The 19,770-nt window shown below is 50.5% G+C and carries 18 protein-coding genes, 1 tRNA gene and 1 pseudogene; 13 read left to right on the top strand and 7 right to left on the bottom strand.

Translation table 11 applies throughout. From position 1 onward, the window contains the following. Positions 1-30 precede the first annotated feature (30 nt). The 6 genes from H7F11_RS05615 (at position 31) to mobI (ending at position 4,018) form a co-directional block, all read left to right on the top strand. Positions 31-753, top strand: coding sequence for a DUF3800 domain-containing protein (locus H7F11_RS05615; protein ID WP_193651442.1), 723 nt, complete (start codon positions 31-33; stop codon positions 751-753). Further along, positions 750-1,238, top strand: a complete 489-nt coding sequence (locus H7F11_RS16680) for a hypothetical protein (protein ID WP_227485284.1) — start codon at positions 750-752, stop codon at positions 1,236-1,238. Before H7F11_RS05615 ends, H7F11_RS16680 begins: the two co-directional genes overlap by 4 nt. Positions 1,239-1,536: 298 nt before the next feature. Next, a complete protein-coding gene (locus H7F11_RS05605) occupies positions 1,537-1,812 on the top strand; it encodes a type II toxin-antitoxin system RelE/ParE family toxin (RefSeq protein ID WP_193651441.1) in 276 nt (91 codons plus the stop codon). A gap of 13 nt (positions 1,813-1,825) precedes the next feature. Then, on the top strand, positions 1,826-2,143 hold the full coding sequence (locus tag H7F11_RS05600; protein ID WP_193651440.1) for a HigA family addiction module antitoxin: 318 nt from the start codon (positions 1,826-1,828) through the stop codon (positions 2,141-2,143). A 34-nt stretch (positions 2,144-2,177) separates the two neighbouring features. Then, positions 2,178-2,960, top strand: coding sequence for an HNH endonuclease (locus tag H7F11_RS05595; RefSeq protein ID WP_193651439.1), 783 nt, complete (start codon positions 2,178-2,180; stop codon positions 2,958-2,960). 332 nt (positions 2,961-3,292) lie between these two features. Beyond that, positions 3,293-4,018 carry a conjugative transfer protein MobI(A/C) gene (gene mobI / locus H7F11_RS05590; RefSeq protein ID WP_193651438.1) on the top strand — a complete coding sequence of 242 codons (726 nt, stop codon included), beginning with the start codon at positions 3,293-3,295 and terminating at the stop codon, positions 4,016-4,018. Positions 4,019-5,140: 1,122 nt separating this feature from the next. On the opposite strand, the gene H7F11_RS05585 is transcribed toward mobI, so the two are convergent. Beyond that, the gene (locus tag H7F11_RS05585; protein WP_193651437.1) at positions 5,141-5,794 is read right to left on the bottom strand and encodes a hypothetical protein; all 654 of its coding nucleotides are present in this window, start codon (positions 5,792-5,794) and stop codon (positions 5,141-5,143) included. Between the two features lie 881 nt (positions 5,795-6,675). Continuing rightward, on the bottom strand, positions 6,676-7,407 hold the full coding sequence (locus tag H7F11_RS05580) for a hypothetical protein (protein ID WP_193651436.1): 732 nt from the start codon (positions 7,405-7,407) through the stop codon (positions 6,676-6,678). Positions 7,408-7,525: 118 nt separating this feature from the next. Between H7F11_RS05580 and H7F11_RS05575 the strand changes: the two are divergent. Continuing rightward, positions 7,526-8,137 (top strand): annotated as a pseudogene (locus H7F11_RS05575) (transposase); the annotation flags it as partial. A gap of 45 nt (positions 8,138-8,182) precedes the next feature. On the opposite strand, the gene H7F11_RS05570 reads toward H7F11_RS05575, so the two are convergent. From H7F11_RS05570 to H7F11_RS05560, 3 genes are all read right to left on the bottom strand, one after another. Further along, positions 8,183-9,661: a nuclease-related domain-containing protein gene (locus tag H7F11_RS05570; RefSeq protein WP_193651435.1), complete on the bottom strand. Its 1,479-nt coding sequence runs from the start codon at positions 9,659-9,661 to the stop codon at positions 8,183-8,185. Between the two features lie 376 nt (positions 9,662-10,037). Continuing rightward, on the bottom strand, positions 10,038-10,517 hold the full coding sequence (gene tnpA / locus H7F11_RS17210; RefSeq protein ID WP_227485283.1) for an IS200/IS605 family transposase: 480 nt from the start codon (positions 10,515-10,517) through the stop codon (positions 10,038-10,040). A gap of 334 nt (positions 10,518-10,851) precedes the next feature. Next, positions 10,852-11,880: an IS110 family transposase gene (locus tag H7F11_RS05560; protein ID WP_193658025.1), complete on the bottom strand. Its 1,029-nt coding sequence runs from the start codon at positions 11,878-11,880 to the stop codon at positions 10,852-10,854. A gap of 1,153 nt (positions 11,881-13,033) precedes the next feature. Between H7F11_RS05560 and H7F11_RS05555 the strand changes: the two genes are divergently transcribed. From H7F11_RS05555 to H7F11_RS05540, 4 genes are all read left to right on the top strand, one after another. After that, entirely contained in the window at positions 13,034-13,297 is a 264-nt protein-coding gene (locus H7F11_RS05555; RefSeq protein ID WP_193650154.1) for a helix-turn-helix domain-containing protein, read from the top strand. 68 nt (positions 13,298-13,365) lie between these two features. Beyond that, positions 13,366-14,250, top strand: a complete 885-nt coding sequence (locus H7F11_RS05550; RefSeq protein WP_193650153.1) for a toprim domain-containing protein — start codon at positions 13,366-13,368, stop codon at positions 14,248-14,250. Then, entirely contained in the window at positions 14,247-15,539 is a 1,293-nt protein-coding gene (locus H7F11_RS05545) for an AAA family ATPase (RefSeq protein WP_193650152.1), read from the top strand. The genes H7F11_RS05550 and H7F11_RS05545 overlap by 4 nt, the downstream gene beginning before the upstream one ends. Beyond that, positions 15,526-15,942 carry a hypothetical protein gene (locus H7F11_RS05540; protein WP_193650151.1) on the top strand — a complete coding sequence of 139 codons (417 nt, stop codon included), beginning with the start codon at positions 15,526-15,528 and terminating at the stop codon, positions 15,940-15,942. The genes H7F11_RS05545 and H7F11_RS05540 overlap by 14 nt, the downstream gene beginning before the upstream one ends. A gap of 841 nt (positions 15,943-16,783) precedes the next feature. Here H7F11_RS05540 and H7F11_RS05535 read toward each other — a convergent pair. Beyond that, positions 16,784-16,859: transfer RNA gene (locus H7F11_RS05535), tRNA-Asn, on the bottom strand. Positions 16,860-17,139: 280 nt separating this feature from the next. Between H7F11_RS05535 and H7F11_RS05530 the strand changes: the two genes are divergently transcribed. Beyond that, positions 17,140-17,682, top strand: a complete 543-nt coding sequence (locus H7F11_RS05530) for a YidH family protein (RefSeq protein ID WP_227485282.1) — start codon at positions 17,140-17,142, stop codon at positions 17,680-17,682. A gap of 2 nt (positions 17,683-17,684) precedes the next feature. Here H7F11_RS05530 and H7F11_RS05525 read toward each other — a convergent pair whose 3' ends face one another. Next, positions 17,685-18,278 carry a DUF1643 domain-containing protein gene (locus tag H7F11_RS05525; RefSeq protein ID WP_227485281.1) on the bottom strand — a complete coding sequence of 198 codons (594 nt, stop codon included), beginning with the start codon at positions 18,276-18,278 and terminating at the stop codon, positions 17,685-17,687. 352 nt (positions 18,279-18,630) lie between these two features. Between H7F11_RS05525 and H7F11_RS05520 the strand changes: the two genes are divergently transcribed. Then, the gene (locus tag H7F11_RS05520; protein WP_193650150.1) at positions 18,631-19,767 is read left to right on the top strand and encodes an efflux RND transporter periplasmic adaptor subunit; all 1,137 of its coding nucleotides are present in this window, start codon (positions 18,631-18,633) and stop codon (positions 19,765-19,767) included. Positions 19,768-19,770 lie beyond the last annotated feature (3 nt).

The following is a 19,770-nucleotide window of genomic DNA, read 5'->3' as shown; positions in this document are numbered from 1 at the left end:
AAGGGATGCGCTGCAAATGGGAGTGCCGCGATGACTACAGCAGCAAGTACCCCGCTCATCAATATCTACGTCGATGAATCCTGCCACCTGCCCGCAGACCGGCAAACGGTGATGGCACTGGGCGCGCTATGGTGCCCGCAAACGGAAGTGCGCCGTCTGAGCGCTGCCTTGCGCGACCTCAAGGCCAGGCACCGTGCGCGCGGTGAATTGAAGTGGTCCAAGGTATCGGCTTCGCGGCTCGCCTTCTACTGCGACCTGGTTGACTGGTTCATGGCCGAGGAACCCTTGCATTTTCGCGGCCTGGTGGTGCTGGACAAGCAGCAGCTCAACCACGCCGCCTTCAATCAAGGCGACCACGACCTGTTCTATTACAAGATGCAGTTCTCGCTGCTCAACCGCATTCTCTCGCCCGACAGCCACTACGCCATTTACCTCGACATCAAGGACACGCGTAGCCGCCTCAAACTGTGCAAGCTGCGCGAAGTGCTGTGCAACAACATGTACGACTTCACCAGCGCGATGATCGGCCACATCCAGAACATTCACTCGCACGAAGCGGAATTGATGCAACTGGCCGATTTTTTCTCCGGTGCCTTGACCTATCGTCACCGGGAATTGCAGAGCAACCCGGCCAAGCTCGCCGTGATCGACCATATCGAGCAGCGTCTGGGGCGATCCCTACTGCAAGCCACTCCACTGCGCGAAACCAAGCTTAACGTGTTTTTGTTTCATCCCCGGCGGGTCGGGCCATGACCGCGCCGGCAGAACCAGCATGGCTGCCAGCGTTGTTCAGCATGTCGCCGTGGTCACCGGCGGTGACAGAGGCACTCTACTCCGTGTTTCGCCGCGATTTCGTCGACAACCCTGCGTGCTACCAAAACTGTGAGGTATGGTTTTTTCCTGAGCGGGAACGCGGCAAGGAGTTGATCTTCTGGCACCTCGTCGAGCGCGAAGACCCGCCGCGCTCCGGAAACCGCCTGCCGGATTTTCGCCGCGCCGAGCGTCTGCCCTGGGCGCGCGCCATGCTCGATCACATTGACGACCCAGCCGTGCTGCATTGGGACTACGCGGAAGGCGATGGCGACATTCACACCTATGTGTGGCTGCAAACCTTGGACTACCTGATCGTGATGAAAAAGTACCGTGACGGCAGACGACGGCTGATCACGGCATTCTGGCTGGAATATGAGAACAAGCGGCGCAAGCTGGCGCAAAAATATGCGCAGCGTCTATTGTAATTACCCGGAAACGAAAAGGCCAACGCACATGGCGTTGGCCCAACTCCTTTAGCCTTTGGCTAATGAGTATCTTAAGTGTAGGCAATTTCCGGTGATACCGTCAAGAAAATTTACCGTTACCATTCCATCATGAGCGAGGTCTTCCGCTTCCCTCACACCCCGCATCTCCCCAGGCTGAGCCAAGGCGATGAAGTTTTTGGGCAAGGCGCGCGCCAGTGACTGTCAACAGTTGGTTGACACCTATGGCACTGAGGTGTAATTTTTAACAGGGCGGCAACAACCTCTCCGAGGGTTCCACTTGATACGAAGTTTTGTGCATAAGGGCCTCAAGCAGGTTTTCGAGACGGGTCAATCGGCAAAAGTCGGTGCGGATTTGGTCACCCGCTGCAGGCGCAGGCTTGATGCCATAAACGCTGCAGTATCCCCGGAGGAGTTGAACGTGCCAGGTTTCGACTTCCATGCTTTGGAGGGAAAACCGAAGCGGTACACGGTTCATGTGAATGGACCCTATTGCATCACCTTCGAGTGGCGTGAAGGAGATGCCTGGCGCGTTGATCTGGAGAATTACCATTGAAGGGGGGTATCCAATGGACGAAATGACCGTTGAGCAGGTGGACCGGATACCGACGCATCCGGGCGAGATATTACGGGAGGAGGTACTGCCTGCACTGGATATCTCTGTAGCAGAGTTTGCCCGTGGCCTGCGGGTCTCGCGCCAGACCGTTCACGGCATCCTGTCTGAGCGCAAGGGCATCACCCCGGAGATGGCCTTGCGTATCGGCAAGTATCTGGGTAACGGGCCGGGGATATGGCTACGCATGCAACAGGCTTACGATTTGATCGTTGCGGAACGTCGGTTGGCCGAAGAACTTGCGGCCATTCGCAAGCCCGAGCAGGCCGCCTGACTGACAACCCGAGCGCACATCCGGAGTCTTGAAGATGGACTCGCTGAAAATAGCCCTGCTTGAAAAAACCGGACATGACCACGGCTTTGAGCATGTCCTGTCTGCCAACCCGCAAGCCGTCTGCCTCGCCTCTGCCAGGCACCCCACCCGCGTCACGGTTACGGGCACTGCGGATGACGGGTACCAAGTCTATTTCGAGACAACATCAGCCAGTCTAACGGGAGAGTTGGCGCGTGGTTTTCCCCAGTGGACATTGGCTAACAACTATTTTCTAGTCTCCGGGAATGCGGAACTCGCCACTCTCTTGCAGCGAGCAGCCGATCTGTCGCGGGCCTTGCCCAATGAGGCAGCCCTTAGCTACGAAGATGCTGTGAAAGAGGAACTGATTGCATTGCCGCCTGAGACACTGCACACGGAAGTCGAACGCATTGTCCGCCAGCGCATTGGCCAACAGAAATTCCGCGAAGCCATGCTGACCTACTGGGGCGGCGCCTGCGCCATCACCGGCCTGGCACTGCCCGACGTACTCCGCGCCAGCCATGCCAAACCTTGGGCAGAATGCGAGTCAGATGCGGAACGGCTGGATGTCTTCAACGGTTTTTTGCTCACCGCCAACCTTGATGCCCTTTTCGACCGCTTTCTGATCAGCTTTGATGCGCAGGGCCGCCTGCTACTTTCCCCAGTACTGGCAACAGCCGATCTGCGCTTGCTGGGCATTTCACCGGAACTCCGACTACGCTGGCTCGCACCCGAACATCAATCCTATTTGCAATTTCACCGTGCGCGCATGCGAGAGCACTCCCAACCAATCCAATAGGAATTTGACTGCCGGTTAGGTGCTAACCATATAGCTCGAGCCATCGATAACACTGAGCCGATGAAAAACTTTCTCAAAGTCCTCGGGCTATCTCACGCAGCAACCCCCAACAGAAATGTCCAACCAACAACCATTCCGGTCCGAAAGGCAATAAAAGACACAACGCAAGGCTACCGATTTTTTAAAAAAACAGAAAAAGAGCGATTTTAACTGCTTAATAGCAACAAAACAATAAACAGAACGACATATTCTAATCATAGACAAGTTGGTCAAATGGGTCTGCGGGCCTAATAGCATATATCCAGCAACTCACTTTAAAAAGGATCACATTGATGGACTATCAAACCGAGAAAAGAAATCTTGAAGTCATGTTTCAAAGGCAAATGCTCTTTTATCAGCAGGTACAGGACCTAATCTTTGAAGATGCTCAGAAGAAAGCACAAGAGTTTTATGCAAGCCAAAAAAAGCTATCCCAGCAAATCCATAAAGATAATCAGACCAAAGAATGGAGCGACTTGAGCATCGCGGTAAGAAAAACGATAAACGGCAGTGTGACAGTGCATTGGCGCAGTAGAATATGGTATAAATCATCCAACAATAGCCGCAAAAATTTCAATGCAAGACATATCAGCAAGGCTAGGAACAGTCAGAATTACAAAAAGTCCCTAGCAAAACATGCCACAACAGAAGAGTATGAAACCGTGATGAGACTTGAGGATCAGTTTGAGAAGTTGCGAAAATTTTCGCGATCGGTACAAGATGCGCGGCGGCAACTGCTGAAAACTGCAAAAGAATTAGGATTTTCTATTAAAGATGATCCGTTCATAATAGGGCAAGAATCAGCATACGCTCTACATGAGCAAATCGGAAATCTAATGTTATTGCTTCGCCACAAAATTTGGCCGACGCAAACAGACGCAGATCGTCAAGCGGACTTTGTGCAATTGGTTGATCCACATGCTGGTCTACCACGTAATGTGGATACAAGGGAACTGCATGCTTCCCTACAAAAACTAGAGGAGGCGCATGTGGTGCTGGGTAACCTGCTCATAATCTGAGGCATTGGGATTAATTTGATCCATTTTCTTTATAACGGTAACAACATGATCATGCGTCTGCCGCAACGTCATTAGTCTATGGACCATAGACTTACACGCTTGACGTTTTTTTTTGAGTCTTTCTATAGGCAAAAAAATGTGCATTTTCTAGCTTGTTTTAACCGGAAATCAAAATGTGATTCCTGATGTCAACAGTCGCAAAACGAATTAACATCGCGGCTGAGGCCATGCCGCTGATGACGGTCACTGGTCAATTACCATTTGTTACTAGATAATAACAGCCTTACCCACATACTCCCGCTACACTCACAACCTATGGACGGCTTGTTACACTATAACGACCAGCTGTACACGTTCCGACTTGCCGACCACACCCGCGCGGCCCTGTGGTCTGGATGGACCCCGTTGCGCGGGCAAAAGTTGTGGATTTTCCTGCTGCGGCTTGGATAAGGCTAGTGCCCCTCTACACCCCATGTAGACCACTTGCAGCCCCATAAAACAATAAAAACGGTCATCAACAAAAAGTATACCTTTTTTAGAACGTTTCTTCACCCCTTTGCCCTGCATAGCTTTCACCAGGCTAAACATCTCATGGAGGGTGTGCCCCTGTTCATCTCTTCTACACCTCTTGCAGCCGCATCCTTGCCAACGTCTAAACTTCCCACAAAGGCGGCTGGCATACCTGGGGGGCGCATACACGAAGGCCGTTGATGCCGTTACAGTCACGGAACTACTTTATTTTTACATAACAGTCATAGAAAATACTTATATTTAATCTACCAAACATATATAGGGTGGATCGAAAAACCCGCTTTCCTGACGAATGTCAGCTTCTAAAATCAGGATTTAGGACATTTTTCTACGGATTTTGTAGTAAAAGGTATTTTTCAAGGCCATATATCCAAAATTTTCTGCATTATGGGCATATTACGGCCCTGATCAGCCCCCTTACGAGAAAAGTCAGTCGCTTGATATTGTAGATCACAGTGCGCCATGATGATCATCAATAAGCTCGCGCGTGCTTGGCCGATCGTCTGAATACGCATGCTGGCCACGGAACAGAAAACCAACCGACCATTTGTAACACATTGTGAGCATTGCGAAAAAATAATAAGTTTACTCTCAGTCCGTCCAACCATCGGCCTTCTTAACGAGTGTGGTCTGAGATCGATACTGCTTGGCATAATTTGTCATTTTGACATTGAACAGATGTTGGAATTCTTTGGTAGTCGCCCATTTTGGAGGGGCCGAGCACTTCCAGTCATAACTGACGTTGGTCATCTTGAGTCCAACAAAGCTATTCACTCTAGGGGTGGTGTAATGGTTCACTTTCACCAGCTCACGATGATTAATGACAATGTGTGCCATACTTGATTGAGCAGCCAAGAATTTTTTGCCATAAGCTGTTAGCCCGAGCAAAAATATTTTTTCCGGTCGTGCTGTAGCGGATGCCTTAAAGCTAAAAGTAAATGGATTCCAAACCTTATGTTTTACGGATTTTGTGAATACCGAAAACAACCCTGATTTTACCAAATACTGCATTCTTTTCAGTTGTTTGCTATTTTCTTCGGGAAAACTATTATGCGGATTTTTAAAAGCTATGGATAATGGGACTTCAACCTTGGTACATGCGATATTGCTCAGATGCTTCTCCAAGGCTTTATGAATGCCTTTCGCGTTGGTCGAACATCCAGCGAGGACAATCGCCGACAGGATAAGTAATGACTTCGCCATAAATCTATTTAAATGAATTGGTGCACGGTTTTTAGAAATCACGACTCACTCCTTTGAAGTATATTGCCTCACCAGCCATCTCCGCTTATGGCCGGATTAAATTGATGTTTAATTTCATTAAGATGCAAAGAAAAAGAACAAAATATGTCAAAAATAGAGCTAAGCATCTTTACCGAAACTGCAGATATGTTTAGGGGCTATCATAGACGGACTCCGTCAATTAAGGGGTCTTACCCCAAGCACATAAAAGTCTAGGATAAGACAAGTGCTTTCCATACACACGCTTGCCACCACTTCGTTAACTGCTTTAGGAATTATTTTTTTGGGCTTAGTATGCAGAGCAGTTCATACAGCTTTGCATGTTGATGAATACTCATTGTTCACACAAGAAGGCGCGTATTGATTCATGGTTTCAACCGGTGTTGGCTTTGATAACTTGGGTGGCGTATGCGCCATCACTGGTACACGCTTATGCGCCTTCAACGGCACGCACGTATGCGCCACAGCTGGTACACTCACAGCACAAAAAGCCAGCGAAAGAATTGTAAGAACGATATTTTTTGACATATTTTTCCTCTGTTCACACTTTCAATAGTATTTTAAGGCTGCCAGTTTACTACTGCCCATGTCAACAGTAGCATTGTGGGTGGGAGGGTCGAAATCCCGCTCTACCCACAAACATAACAATCTGTGGACGGCTTCTCTAGTCGAACCAGCGGTACAGGTCCCGGTTTGCCGCCTCCCCCCACTGCGGCCTGGGAGTTAGAGAAATACCTATACGCTGGCAGGGGGGTTTGATTGGCTTGCCCTTTACATCCCATGTAGACCGCAGAAACTCGCATGAGCGCATCAAATCGGCGAATGATAATAAAGCGGCCCCTCTTCTATACCGTTCTGTAACGCACTCAGGACAAATATTAAATTCATTCATCATCATCATTCAAGGAATTCAAATCGTAATCCAAAGTCAAGCCATAAACAAATGCCCAACCAGAAAATATCACAGTGAGAATCGTCAGTACCAACATCAACGAGACCGATTCCCACGACATAAACACTTTGACCAGATATTCCGACCAGAACCAATAGAAGCCCAGCACTACAATCGTAATTATCATCCATTTTCGAAACGAAAGACGTTCCAACATCTGTGATGTCCACGTCATCATGTCCATCGGGGTTATTTGTTTATCCCAAAATATAATCGCCGATATGGCGGGCCATAATAAAAAAAATCCCACAACAATCAGTGATAACACCAGAGGGAAATTGTCACAAAAGCGTAACCACACACTATGGGCACTACTGCCCGCACCGGGATACATCCAAGCTCTATAGTCCCGCAGACTGACCATCCTAAATAGTCCAGCAGTCAACACAACTGGAACTGAATAAAAAGCGAAGATGATGAGTATAGACCGTACATGTCGCCGGACCCTTATCCAGGTTTCAGCAAACGACCAGTGATAATATACCCTTGCGTAGAGAATCCATAAAGTTGGGATCCAAATGAACAAAACGGCAAAGAACAGAATAGAGGGCAAAAAAGTGACGGCCAGCAAAGCCATGGTCATCAGTAAAAAACATAAGCTGCAACGCCCTATCAGAGCAAAAGGCACGTACCAGATGCGCATATTTATATCACGAGACAACATTTTTACTTCTCCTTTTTATGAATATCTTTAGAACAAGCCATGGCTATTTTATCAGGTACTTTGTGCGTAAACGATGGAACATGCGCAGCCTCCGCTTTATTCCGTACATGATACCCGCGTAGATATGCCTGCCGTTTATACGGTCGCTGTGGATGAGACCAGCAACCGACGCGGCCACGACTACATAACAATATTCCTTGATCTGGAAGCGCGGCAGCTATTGATTGCCACCCTCGGCAAAGACGTCGCCACCTTTGCTCAATTCGCCACCGACCTAGAAACCCAGGGGGTATGCGCAAGCAATCACGGACGTCAGCATGGACCTGTCTCCGGCCTTCCAGAAAGGCGCCGATGCGTATCTCCCCAAAGCCCAAGTGACCTTCGATCGATTTCACCTGATGAAACTCGTCAATGAGGCCGTGGACCAGGTCCGCCGCACGGAATCGCTCACCCAGCCCGATCTCAAAAAAACGCGCTGGGTATGGCTCATGAATGACCGCAACTTGAAGGCAAAACAGAAAGTAAAACTGCAGGAATTACTCCAGAACCAGAACCTCAAGACGACGCAGGCTTACCAGTATCGCCTGACCTTACAGGACATCTTTACGATCATGAACCGCCACCAGGGAGCCACACTCTAAAAGCTTGGTTGGAAAGCGCCAAGGCCAGCGGCTTGGTGCCTATCGTCAAGGTCGTCTATACCATCATGAACCATTGGGATGACGTACTTATAGTGGACCCCAATTTCCATTCGTTAATTATGCGTAGCTGACCATCAGCCTTTTTCTAACATATCTAACTGAACTAAAGGAAATAAAGTTGGCTTTTGTTGCCCCGCTGCATGAAAGTAAATTTGTCCATCTGGATCTGCCATCACTGACTGCTTGTGCATATCTATCGTACCCAAAGGCAATGCCATCAGGGTAGTCATCAATGAAAAATATCTATTCCTACGCCACCGAATCTGATAATACTCACCACGCTGCAAGTCCTCTTTGCGACATCTACTGCCCCAGGCATCCGCCCAAAGGAAATCACCTGTGAGCTCACGTCCACCATGCAGCTTAATACGATCCCAAGAGGCTAACGTGTCAAAAGTGCTTACGAGAGAATTCAACAGGGCTTCAGGAAAGGCTTCGCATAGCCCTTGCCCTACCACGTCCGCCTCTTCTTGCTCTAAGATGAGCCGTGCTAATTGTAGAATGATTTTATCGAGCGTTTTCATCCCCGCGCCCATGGAAAAATGACCCAACGATTCGACTGTCACTATCTCTGGCATGTTCGCAATATTGTCATCAACCTCTAACCGATTATTGGTGAAAAACACATGATTACGAATTTGTTCGGCGGCGATTTGAATACCATTCTTGAATAGATACTCTTTTAAATTTTCTGCCTTAATAGCGTTTACAACAACAACATTCGGTACCTGCATTGGTTCAACGTCACTGCGGCGATGACGCACCCAGGCATTTTTATTCCCTTGGCAAGTCATTAAACTTCCAGACCAGTTTTTGACTTCAATCACATGAACATGACGTTGGGTCAGTAGGATCAAATCAATCTCTACACGTTTACCTGGGAGAAGCTCGCATTGCCGGACGTTGGGAATGCGTTTATTCGCGTACAAGTGAGAACCGCGTAGTGATCTATGTTTGTTGAGTGTGTCCAACACCGCTTTTTCCCCTGCATCGCCGGCAGACTTAACGGCATCCTCATCCAATGGACGCACACTGGAGAGAATCTTCCAATGACTAAATCGGTCGTGCAATGAAATCGTAGACAAAACAGGTATGTTGTTCTGTTCTGGCCACACAAATCTAGCCGGCTGCCGCTCAACGTTATGTAACATTGATTTGTTTCCAGGCATCCATAAATTAATTTCCTTACCAAAGAATGTTTTTCCAACTTGACGGACAGCTGCATACACTCCAAGTATAAATAAATATAGCAAAAATATAAATAATGGTATTTCAGTTAAAATTAAAAATATCCATAGCAATAAAACCTTTAAAATTGATCCGCGCCAATCTATTTTTTTTTGGACACTTATGCGCTGATATCGCCAGAAATACCAAGCACCATTCAAAATAATTATCACCATTACAGCTATAGCTAGCAACGATCCAAAATCAATTCTTTTTTGGCCCGTCATGAAAACTATAAGAGCTTGAGAAACCAAGAGAAATGCTACGCAAGCAGTCACCATACTTACATTTATTAATCTCATTGACCCATTATTCTTGATCTTCATTGTAATCCTTGTCGATTTCAATCGGAAATATAATAATAAAGATAAGTCGAGCCGTATTCAACAAACCGACCTTATATCTTGGAAACAGCCCGTCTGGACTGGTACCCTTTGACTGATTTCCGGAGGAGATAGATCAGTTTTTAGAGGGTTGGGACATGACCCCGTAAAACAGAAATTCATGCCGTTGGTACAACTAAACTGTCCCGGGCCAAAACGGATGAAGCGGACGCCCGGATCATCGCGCTTCCATTGACGCCCCTTTTGCTATCCATCCATCAGCAAATTAATGCCGTCTGCAGACAAATCCAAGGTCATATGGATCACCCCCCCCCGGATCTGAAATCGTGAATACTCCACCGGCTAAAAGCCGGTGGCTTCAGGTTACGGCTGGAAGCCGGATCTGTCGGCACTGAGGCCGACGGCTGTCGCTACACGACATGAAAGTCATCGTCTGGATCTGGTGGGTTTGATTCTTGATGTACTCCTGCCAAACCTCATCTGTTACATTCCCACTACTCGCGACCCAATAGCCTCGCCCCCACAAATGTTGGCCCCAGTATCTCTTGCGTAACTTCGCATACTCCGTCAGCAACCGATGCGAGCTCTTCCCTTTCAAATATTGTACCGCCTTGGATACCGATAGATTCGGCGGTATCCCTATCAATAGATGTACATGGTCAATATTAATCGACCCCACATAAATCACCATTTCCTTACTACGCGCTATCTCTCGCAGCAATTCCCGACATCGTAGCCCTACATCCCCGGCCAATACCTGATATCGGTACTTCGTCGTCCAGACTAGGTGATACTTACAATCCCAAACCGTGTGACTACCACTTTTATAAGATTCCATAGCTGGGTTATACCACCGGACTTATCCGCCGCCTAAAGGCGGGTGGTTTACGGATCCCCTATCGGGGACTTATATGGATGCCTCCATGTTCGCAAGGTGATTTTCGATGTCTGGCATATTGAGGTCGGTTGCTGCCTTATATCCGGTCTTTAATGCAGGTTAATCCTGCTGACCCTGATGAAATCCGCCGGGAAAGTCCTCATCTCTAAAGCGTCCTTATTAGGACATAGTCCCCTCAGGTTCTCTTTCCCGTGGTCTGACCTGTTTTGCCATCAATCGGTTATCCGCCTGCGCAACTCCTTATGTTGAAGTTCAACAATTCTGTAATACCGTACTATGCGGCGGTTTTTATCGTCGCGTGATTCGCGTCGTAGATAGTGTCTCGCACCAATAGCGACCAAATCGTTCTGGCCATCTTGTTGGCCTGTGCCACGACAACCACGTTGTGGGGCCGTCGGCAGAGCAGCTTGTCCATCCAGGGATTTCGGTTCTTGATCTGGAAATTCACCACTGCCCGCGCTCCGTGGGTGAGCAGCTTTCGCAGATAGCTGTCTCCACGTTTACTGATGCCCAGCAACCGAACCTTGCCACCGGTCCCACTCTGGCGGGGAACCAATCCCAGAAAAGCCGCAAACTCCCGCCCCGACCGAAAGGATTCCATATCGCCCACGGTGGCGATGTTGCCGGTTGCCGTGAGCAGTCCCACGCTGGGAATCGCCATCAATCGCTTCACCGCTTCCTGATCTTTCTTCCACAGCGCCAAACACTTTTCGATATCCGCAATATCCTTGTCCATCTGTTCAAGCCGTTTTAATTGCTGGCGAACAGTGTCCAGGAACATGGGCGATAGGAATTCTTCCAGATCGGCCAATGCATCCGGCACTTCTTTCAGGCCCTTCTGCCGACCTTGCGGCAGATCGGCACCAAATTCATAGAGCAAGCCCCGGATCTGATTCACCTGCATCGTCCGGACCTTGATGAGTTGCTCCCGGATACGGTGGAGCGACAGGACGAATTGCTGCTCTTCACTCTTGACCGCCACAAAGCGCATATCGGGACGCTGTACGGTTTCCCAGATGGCTGCCGCATCCGCTGCATCGTTTTTGTTGGTCTTCACGAAAGGGCGCACAAATTGTGCTGCTACCAGATGGACCTCATGACCGAGATTGCGTAATTCCCGGCCCCAATAATGCGCACTCCCACAGGCTTCCATGGCCACGATGCCCGGTTGCCGATTGGCGAAAAACTCCAGAAGTGCCCGACGCTTCATCTGTTTGCGATGAATCTCACCGGTCTCCATGTCTACCCAGTGCAGCTGCATGACCCTTTTTGCCAAATCCAGTCCATAAGTTGTAACCTGCATGACGAGTCCTCCTTGTCCTTACCGTGGATAAATTTCCACCTTGGCACCTTGATGCCGTCCGGATCAAGCGGGGACTCCCTTCTGAAGCGCCCCGCTGCCGGTCCTGTAGGGGGAGGCATCCATTACATCTCTAAAAGGTGCTCCTGCTGAGTATTCCCGGCTTCGGCTAGACCACCTCAGCCATGCTACTGGCTTCCCTCAACTCGCTCACGCGCTTTAATTCCGCTAAACGGATCGTCGCCGATGCGGCACTCAACCCGCGTCTTGCGAGTCGAGTCAGTGGACCGGGAAAAGCAATATTGCCAAGGCAATCAATGCTCTTCTACGCAAAACACTGTACCTGCCAGCCGCAGTGACCAAGTGCTACGATCCAATGATCGTCCCCTTTTACGATCGGTTACAGTCACGGGGTTAATGTCTTATGCAGGTCATTGTGGCTGCCATCCACAGACTATTGGAATCACCTTAGGTGTGCTCAACTCAAGCCCATTCATGCCCTTACATAAACCGGTTTAAGACGATATAGATCGATGCGCACAGTACTCAAAATGCCGATGGAAGGCATACATCTTGACCGGCCAATGCACCGTGTAATGCATGGGCGCATTACTACGTTACAAAAATCATTACTGTAATACGCCCAGCATTACATCCCATGTTACATTCTACGTTAACGAGGGTCATACATCATATACCATGCTTTTTAAGATGAAATCTCGGCAGCCGTTCAGTTGCGGCAGTTCTGCACTTGGGGCTCAAATAGAGCCCCGCTTGGTATGGTATACGACATCAAAAACAGCGCGTGGTGTGGTAGCTGTTCGGTTACCACTATATTTTCAACGCCGGGTGGTACTGATCGACATCTGAACCAGCACAAAATCAAAAACTGTCCCAACTTCTACAACCCCTGTTTTTCCTGGAATCCCATGTTAACTCCAAGCACCACCTCTACGAGAACATGATTGCGCTCTGTGAAAAGCTCAAGCATTTTTCGTCAAGCAGAATGTCATTTGAATCCTACATTCAGAATAGCAAGATCCGGGGACTCACGATTTGGTATAAATAAACGCGATTTTCCCCTGTTAATGTTTACCACATTTGATGGAGTGCTAGCTACCCTTATCTACACCGATTGAGACAGATAAGGTGATACATGAGCAACCATAATGATCTAGTACAACAAGTTATTCTTGAGATATACATGCAGTTGGGTTCTGAAAACGCTGCATTTAAACAACAGCTTTTGAACGAAACAACAGCTGCCGTTGTATTACAGGTTGAGCGCAGCACACTTCAAAGCTGGCGATGCACAGGCCGGTACGATTTGCCGTTTGTAAAAATCGGCAGGCTGGTGCGATATCGTATCATTGATTTAGCAGAGTGGATAATTAAGCATCGCTCTGGTAACGAAGGCTAAGCCATGATCGCGCAAAAATGTCAAGTAATTATGGTGTCTTATCTTACCATTATGGTGTGGAGTTCAAGATGATCAAAGATCTTGAAGCCGAGTTTAAAAACGCCCTGATTGATGGAGGAATCTTCCTGGCGGTAAATACCAAAATTATTCCAGACGGCCGGTTACGCCGTGCCAGTGCTGTGAATGACAAACCGGGACAGCTTTCAATTTGGTACAACCTGCATCTTGATACTCCAGCTTCCGGCGTCGCTGGCAACTGGCGCACGGGCGCACGTGTAAAATGGAGTTCCAAGCGTCAATCAGCCCTCACAGCAACTGAAAAGAAAACCCTTCGGCTTCGTGCTGAGGAGGAGAGGGCACGCGCGCAGGCCGAACAGCAAGCACGTTACCATAACGCTGCTGAACGCGCCCTCAAGATATGGGCAGCTTCAGCGCCAGCCGCCCCACAACACCCCTACCTTGACCGCAAGGGTATTACCCCCGGCATTGCCCGCCAGTCTGGGCCTTCTCTGGTTCTGCCCGTTGTGGGCTTCAATGGAGCCTTACACGGCCTGCAGTTTATCCACCCAGACGGCCACAAGCGTTTTTTGCCGGGCATGAGCAAGGCTGGACATTTTATCCCTACTAGTGAAATCCCAGACGGAACCCGCCCGCTCTGGATTGCCGAAGGCTGGGCCACTGCGTCCTCACTGGCGGCCATGAAACAGGACGCCTGCCATATCTCCGCGCTGGACTGCGGAAACCTTGCCAATGTTGCCCAAGCAGCACGCGCAAAATGGCCGGGGCTTGAAATCGTACTCGCTCCCGACTTCGACGCCATTGGCCAAGAGAAGGGCCGAGCCGCCGCCAGCGCAGCTCGGGCAATGATTCTGCCAATGCCTGCCCGTATTCCAGAAGGCGCGACGGACTGGAACGACATCGTAGCCGCTAGAAGGCAAGGAGTTGGGCCATGAGCTGGGCTGATGAGTTGCCACCACTGGCCGCATATGCCGACTTAGAGCAGCCAGCGCCACGCCTGTCCGTCGTGCCTGCTACTGGTACTGCTGATGAACTGCCGGAACCGGAACCCGCAAGCAATCCGCTGTTTACGCGCATAGGTGAACTGCTGGCGCATCCCCAGCCTGTGGATTGGCTGGTTAAGGGTTGGCTGGAACGAGACACCACTGCCGCGCTGATAGCAGAGCCGGGGCGGGGCAAATCATTTGTTGCGTTAGATATGGCCTGTTGCGTGGCACTTGGCAAGGACTGGCACGGTATCCCTACCAAGCAAGCGCCTGTCCTGTTCCTGGCGGGAGAAGGCCGCGCCGCAATGGTTCGCCGGGCCTGCGCTTGGAGCATCGTTTATGACGATTTGAACGCCGCACCCTTGCACCTGAGTAGCGGAGCCGTGGCACTGAATGAGCCGGACGCTCTGGCAATTATGCAGGCCGAAATTGACGCCATGCCAGAACCGCCGGGCTTGCTGATAGTGGATACTTTGCAGCGCGGGCTATCTGGCGACGAAAACAGCGCCGAGGCTATGAATGGCTTTGTAGCGGCACTGGACACCCTGCGCCAGCGTTACCATTGCACTTGCTTGGTAATCCACCACCCCAGCAAGGCGACGCCGGGAGAACCGCGCGGGCACTCAGCGTTAAAGGGCGCGATTGACACAATGGCGACGCTGGAAGCGCGGGAGGGTGGCGTTATCGTGCTGATAAATGCCAAGCAGCGCGGGGGCGATACTGCCCGCCCGTTGGCCTTCGCTTTCCGTACCGTAGAACTCCCGCCAGCATGGAACGATGAGGACGGGAACCCAACCGAAAGCGCCATACTCGCGCCTTCCGACATGCCAAACGCGCCCGCCAAGCCAGAGAAAGGACTAGTCGATAAGCAAAGGCTGGCGCTGTCAATTCTCAAGCGCCTTGTGGCAGAGCATGAACGCAATTTGCTACAGGCTGGACGGGATGCCAAGGCCGCCAGAGTGGAGCTGTCCACATGGCGCAAAACCGCCAAAGATGAGGGGGTGGACGTGCGGAACTTCTCGCGCTGGACTACTGCCCTTGAGGACAAGCAGTTAATCACCATAGACGGGCCTTTTGTCAGTCTGGGCGATTCCTCACATTCCTCACCTTCCTCATTTGAGGAAAACGAGGCAACCCCCAAACCTTCCTCACCTTCCTCACATGCCTTTAGGCGTGAGGAAGGTGAGGAGGGGACGACGAGCGAGGACGATGAAGGGGATGATTATGAAACTTTCTAACCCTTCCCTTTTGGTGGAAAAACTCAGAACGGCAGGACTCACCCTATCCACCATTGGTGGCAATCTGAAAGTCGGGCCTGCTGTCTTGCTCACCGACGAACTGCGCCAAGCTATCAGAGAACACCGCGACGAGATGATCCGAATATTGGCGGCAACCCCTGAGAACTACCCAAGCAACACCCCAGCCGCCAGCGTGCGCCCTGAGCCAAGGAAACAGCCCCAGCGCGTGACTTGCGGAGAGTGCCTGCGCTTTCTGCCCGGCCAGCCGCTACCCGGACAATCACTGGGCACCTGTTCACTCACTAGATCAGGGCCACCGTCTGGAGGCTCTGGTTATAAAGCCTGCTATCCAATGGCACCCAGGCAGTGCCCCAGCTACGAAGTTGTGAATATAAAGAAATGAATGCACGGATATACAGCGACGTTTTCCTTGAGCATGTTTTTAATCTATCCAAAACCGACCCGCGCGTTGAACAACTCCGTCAAGTGCTTGTGGCCACCGACGACCCCCATGGGAAAATATTATTACTAGCAGCCTGTCGGACTTTCGGTTTTGAAGAAACACAACACATCGATTACTAAACGTTTTAATAAATTTCCAGGAAATGGCAGGTGCAATAGAATCAGTGGGTTACTCGAATAATCCGGCTGCTAGTGGAAATGGGGAACCGAATCGAGCAAATTATCTATGAGCAGGAGGCTGAAGCTTTATAAACACTCAAGGATAGTCCTTTCCTTTCTCTCTGCCGTACTCTGGCGGCATGGGCGTAGCCAATCTTGCCCCCCCCTCTGTTGCGTGTCTCGCTATCTGAGGAAAAGAGAGGCATTTTATCGTACAACCATTCAGGGGGATATCGATAGATCTCGCTCCACCCTCCGCATATCTCGGCTGACCGTGCTGAGGCTAATCCTAATAATCTACCTGGCCACGGCCCGTATACTCTCAACCTCTCGTTAATTCCTCGCTGAATCTGGTTTCCCTTGCTCAGACTCCAACTGCTAGTATCTCGACCCCCATTCATCCACCTCCGTCATCCTTGGACCGGTGTTGTTGCGCTTGATTCTGGAAATAACAGCAGATATTGCAGTGACTGCTGGCTTTGTTAGTGCAACGACCAACTTGCGGCTGGATGACTCCGTTTTTTTATTTATGGAACAGTTTCGCTTTTCATTCTGAGGTTGGATATAGGTTGGATTGAAAAAATAAAGGCACCTAGCAAAGTACGCTAAGTGCCTGATTCTTTTGGCTCCCCGGGACAGGCTCGAACTGCCGACCTAGTGATTAACAGTCACCCGCTCTACCGACTGAGCTACCGGGGAAAAGTGGGCGTATCCTAGCCTTCCCGTTGCTTCGCGTCAAGAACCGTGGGGCATTTTCAGGATGATGTTTCAACACCGCTTCACGGTCGGAGTATTTCGCGATAGACTGCCCCACGCCATAATTTAATACCCTGAACCTGCCCATCCAACCATTCGGTGAACCCCAGCCATGATGTTCCTGAAACGCCTGCCAACCGTACAAGAACCACGATTGTACATGGCGCTGGAACGCACGTATCTAGGTTACTTTAAGCTACTGTTTGTATCGATCGGAACAGGATTGGTTTCAGCCCGTCTTGCCGTACTGTTTTTGGCATTACATTACGCAAAACTGGGCCATTTTTTTACCGGGCTTTTCAATGTACTGACCTGGCCAGCCATTGCTCTGGTTTTTGTGGTAGGCTTGAATTTTATGTTTGATCTGCAACATATTGAAAAAGGACCCCCCGTGGCAGCAAAAGAGATTATTGATCCGCGTATTTACATGGCCGCCGAACGTACTTTTCTGGCATGGGTACGAACGGGTATCGGTCTGATTGCTTTTGGCTTTGTCATCGAAAAGTTCGATTTTTTTCTGGAACAGCTTTCCATCATGCTCCACACCAAGCTGGTTATGGGAGAAGGGTTCTCAGGGATGGGCATTATATTTATTGTCCTGGGAATCACCAACCTGATGATCGGTGGTATCAATTTCATTCGCACCGTCAAGAAGGTAGATGAAGGCTGCTACCATGTCCATAAATTCCTGTATGGTCTTTATGGCGTTATTTTATTTGGTATTACCGTCGCACTGGCGGTCATGATTATTCGGGTTTCCCTGTAAAATCAGAAAAGCGGAATCAATGCATCCTGATAAGCCCAATAACAGGCATGAAAGGGGTATTTTTCGGATCCTTTACGGGCATTACGCCATACCGGCAATCCGCTTTCTACCAGTAATTCCAGACAACTGCACACCCGCTGATCATAGGCAGAGGCCGGAATACCGGCATGCCCTCCCCAGGCGATAATCACTCCCGAACTTGCCGCAAGCGTTGTTTTGATGACCTTGTCATTCTGCGGGCCGACTACATGCGCCGCGCCCTTCGCAAGCAACGCTTTCCCCACTTCTTTACTGTCTGTACCCCTGAGCGCAAAAAGATTCAAAATGTGGACCCCCCCACTTTCCGGGAAATTGCGCCATACATATTCCGAGGCCGTGCGTACGGTTTTGTCTGCGGAGAGCTCACTGGCACTGGAAGGATTTTTGAGAAAAACCGCCATCATAGCGCCTTTACGCTCACGAAATGGCAAGCGCAATCCATACCGCCAGGTACGGCACGGTGAAAAATCTGCCTGAATAGTTGCCAAATCCACGGCTGGCGCATGTTGTACGGTTCGCCCGATTCTCAAGGTGCTGGAGGATAGGTTCTTCGTCATGTTTTGGATCCCCGTAATCATTGCCTGTTAATCGTCAACCATATCAGCCGGTGGGGTCACCCGACCAGTCCTAGCCTTGTCCTGCCCATCGCTATCAAAGCCAGTGCATCCTCTGATCAGCAAAAGCACGACCTGACCGCCGCATAGCACTGCAACACTCCGTTGCAACGATTCAACATAACAAAATACATATTTAACAATTAGATAAAAAATTAAATTGTTGCAGTGATTTTTAGGGATTTTATAAAAACCATATTTTACATACTCTTATTATTTGGCACAGTTTCTGCTAATAGACAGGCAATCACTTTGGGCATTGCTAAAGCTCACAAAACTTGCAAGGAACCTGTCTATGAAAACAAACACCTGGCGTTATGCATTAGTTTGCGGCCCGATCCTTTTGGGCATGGGCTTTGGCACGGCCCTGGCGGCCGCGCCGAGCCTCGTAACGGTGCAAACGGCGCCCGGCATTGGCCCCGTACTGGGGGGCCGGGTCATCCCGGCGTTTACGGTCACCCTGCGTGCCCAGTTGCCAGGCCGGGTCAAATTTGTGGCGGGTGAAGCCGGAATGCCCATTGCACCGGGCCAGCCTTTGGTGGCTTTGGATGACGATCAGCTGCTTGCCCAGAAAGCCCAGGCCATTGCGGCCTATCAGGCCGATGAAGTCGCCCTGCACAACGGTTATTCCCAGTACGGATATCAGCTGTACAGTTATGATCCCCCCTCTTTCATGAACCCCTTTACCTGGATGGGCCAGGGCTTCAAGGCCATGATGGGCAACAGCCAGAATCCCTGGGCCACCTATCAATCCAATCTGGAAAACCGGAAAGCTACCGCCCTCAAGGCGCAAACCCAGCTGGAGGCTTCAGCCTGGAGAATCCGTCAGATTGAGGCGGAGATGAACAACTCGGTTTCCATCGCCCCCTTTCAGGGCGTAGTCCTCGCAAAAGAGGTTAATCCGGGGGATATTGTGCAGCCCGGTCAGCCGCTCATGGTGCTGGGCAGTGGTGGACCCAAGCAACTGCTGGTCAAGGTGCCGGAAAGTCTGGCGGGCAATCTGAACCCCGGGCAATCCCTGCCCGTCCATCTGGGAGACAACGCGGGCATGGTGAGTGGCAGGGTCGTTCATGTCGCCCCCCAGGCCAATCCCCAAACCCATACGGTGGCCGTCAAGGTCAGTCTGCCCCGCAATGCCGCCATTCGTGTCGGGGCGTACGCGACCATCAGTCTGCCCAGTTACGGCAGCTCTGCCCAGAATGAACCGGCCATTCCCCGGAGCGCCCTCATTCCCGGGACTTCTTTGCCCTCGGTGCTGGTGGATCATCAGGGGGTGACCGAAATGCATGTGCTGCGCCTGGGTGGACCCTTGCCGGATGGGCAGATTCAGGTGCTGGCCGGACTGCGCGTGGGTCAGATCATCGTCAATGATCCCCCCGCCGGAATCGGGTCCGGTTATCAGCTCCAGACCAGCGCGTCTTCCGGGGAGTAAGCG

The organism is Acidithiobacillus sp. HP-2 (assembly GCF_015100155.1).
GTDB lineage: Bacteria > Pseudomonadota > Gammaproteobacteria > Acidithiobacillales > Acidithiobacillaceae > Acidithiobacillus.
Note: the sequence above shows the minus strand (reverse complement) of the source record. Positions and strands in the feature narration are given on the sequence as shown.

Bases quoted from the DNA above. Each gene is read 5' to 3' on its own strand.
- H7F11_RS05615 (WP_193651442.1), top strand. From the start codon at position 31: ATGACTACAGCAGCAAGTACCCCGCTCATCAATATCTACGTCGATGAA.
- H7F11_RS16680 (WP_227485284.1), top strand. From the start codon at position 750: ATGACCGCGCCGGCAGAACCAGCATGGCTGCCAGCGTTGTTCAGCATG.
- H7F11_RS05600 (WP_193651440.1), top strand. From the start codon at position 1,826: ATGGACGAAATGACCGTTGAGCAGGTGGACCGGATACCGACGCATCCG.
- H7F11_RS05595 (WP_193651439.1), top strand. From the start codon at position 2,178: ATGGACTCGCTGAAAATAGCCCTGCTTGAAAAAACCGGACATGACCAC.
- mobI (WP_193651438.1), top strand. From the start codon at position 3,293: ATGGACTATCAAACCGAGAAAAGAAATCTTGAAGTCATGTTTCAAAGG.
- H7F11_RS05580 (WP_193651436.1), bottom strand. From the start codon at position 7,407: ATGTTGTCTCGTGATATAAATATGCGCATCTGGTACGTGCCTTTTGCT.
- H7F11_RS05570 (WP_193651435.1), bottom strand. From the start codon at position 9,661: ATGAAGATCAAGAATAATGGGTCAATGAGATTAATAAATGTAAGTATG.
- tnpA (WP_227485283.1), bottom strand. From the start codon at position 10,517: ATGGAATCTTATAAAAGTGGTAGTCACACGGTTTGGGATTGTAAGTAT.
- H7F11_RS05560 (WP_193658025.1), bottom strand. From the start codon at position 11,880: ATGCAGGTTACAACTTATGGACTGGATTTGGCAAAAAGGGTCATGCAG.
- H7F11_RS05555 (WP_193650154.1), top strand. From the start codon at position 13,034: ATGAGCAACCATAATGATCTAGTACAACAAGTTATTCTTGAGATATAC.
- H7F11_RS05550 (WP_193650153.1), top strand. From the start codon at position 13,366: ATGATCAAAGATCTTGAAGCCGAGTTTAAAAACGCCCTGATTGATGGA.
- H7F11_RS05545 (WP_193650152.1), top strand. From the start codon at position 14,247: ATGAGCTGGGCTGATGAGTTGCCACCACTGGCCGCATATGCCGACTTA.
- H7F11_RS05540 (WP_193650151.1), top strand. From the start codon at position 15,526: ATGAAACTTTCTAACCCTTCCCTTTTGGTGGAAAAACTCAGAACGGCA.
- H7F11_RS05525 (WP_227485281.1), bottom strand. From the start codon at position 18,278: ATGACGAAGAACCTATCCTCCAGCACCTTGAGAATCGGGCGAACCGTA.
- H7F11_RS05520 (WP_193650150.1), top strand. From the start codon at position 18,631: ATGAAAACAAACACCTGGCGTTATGCATTAGTTTGCGGCCCGATCCTT.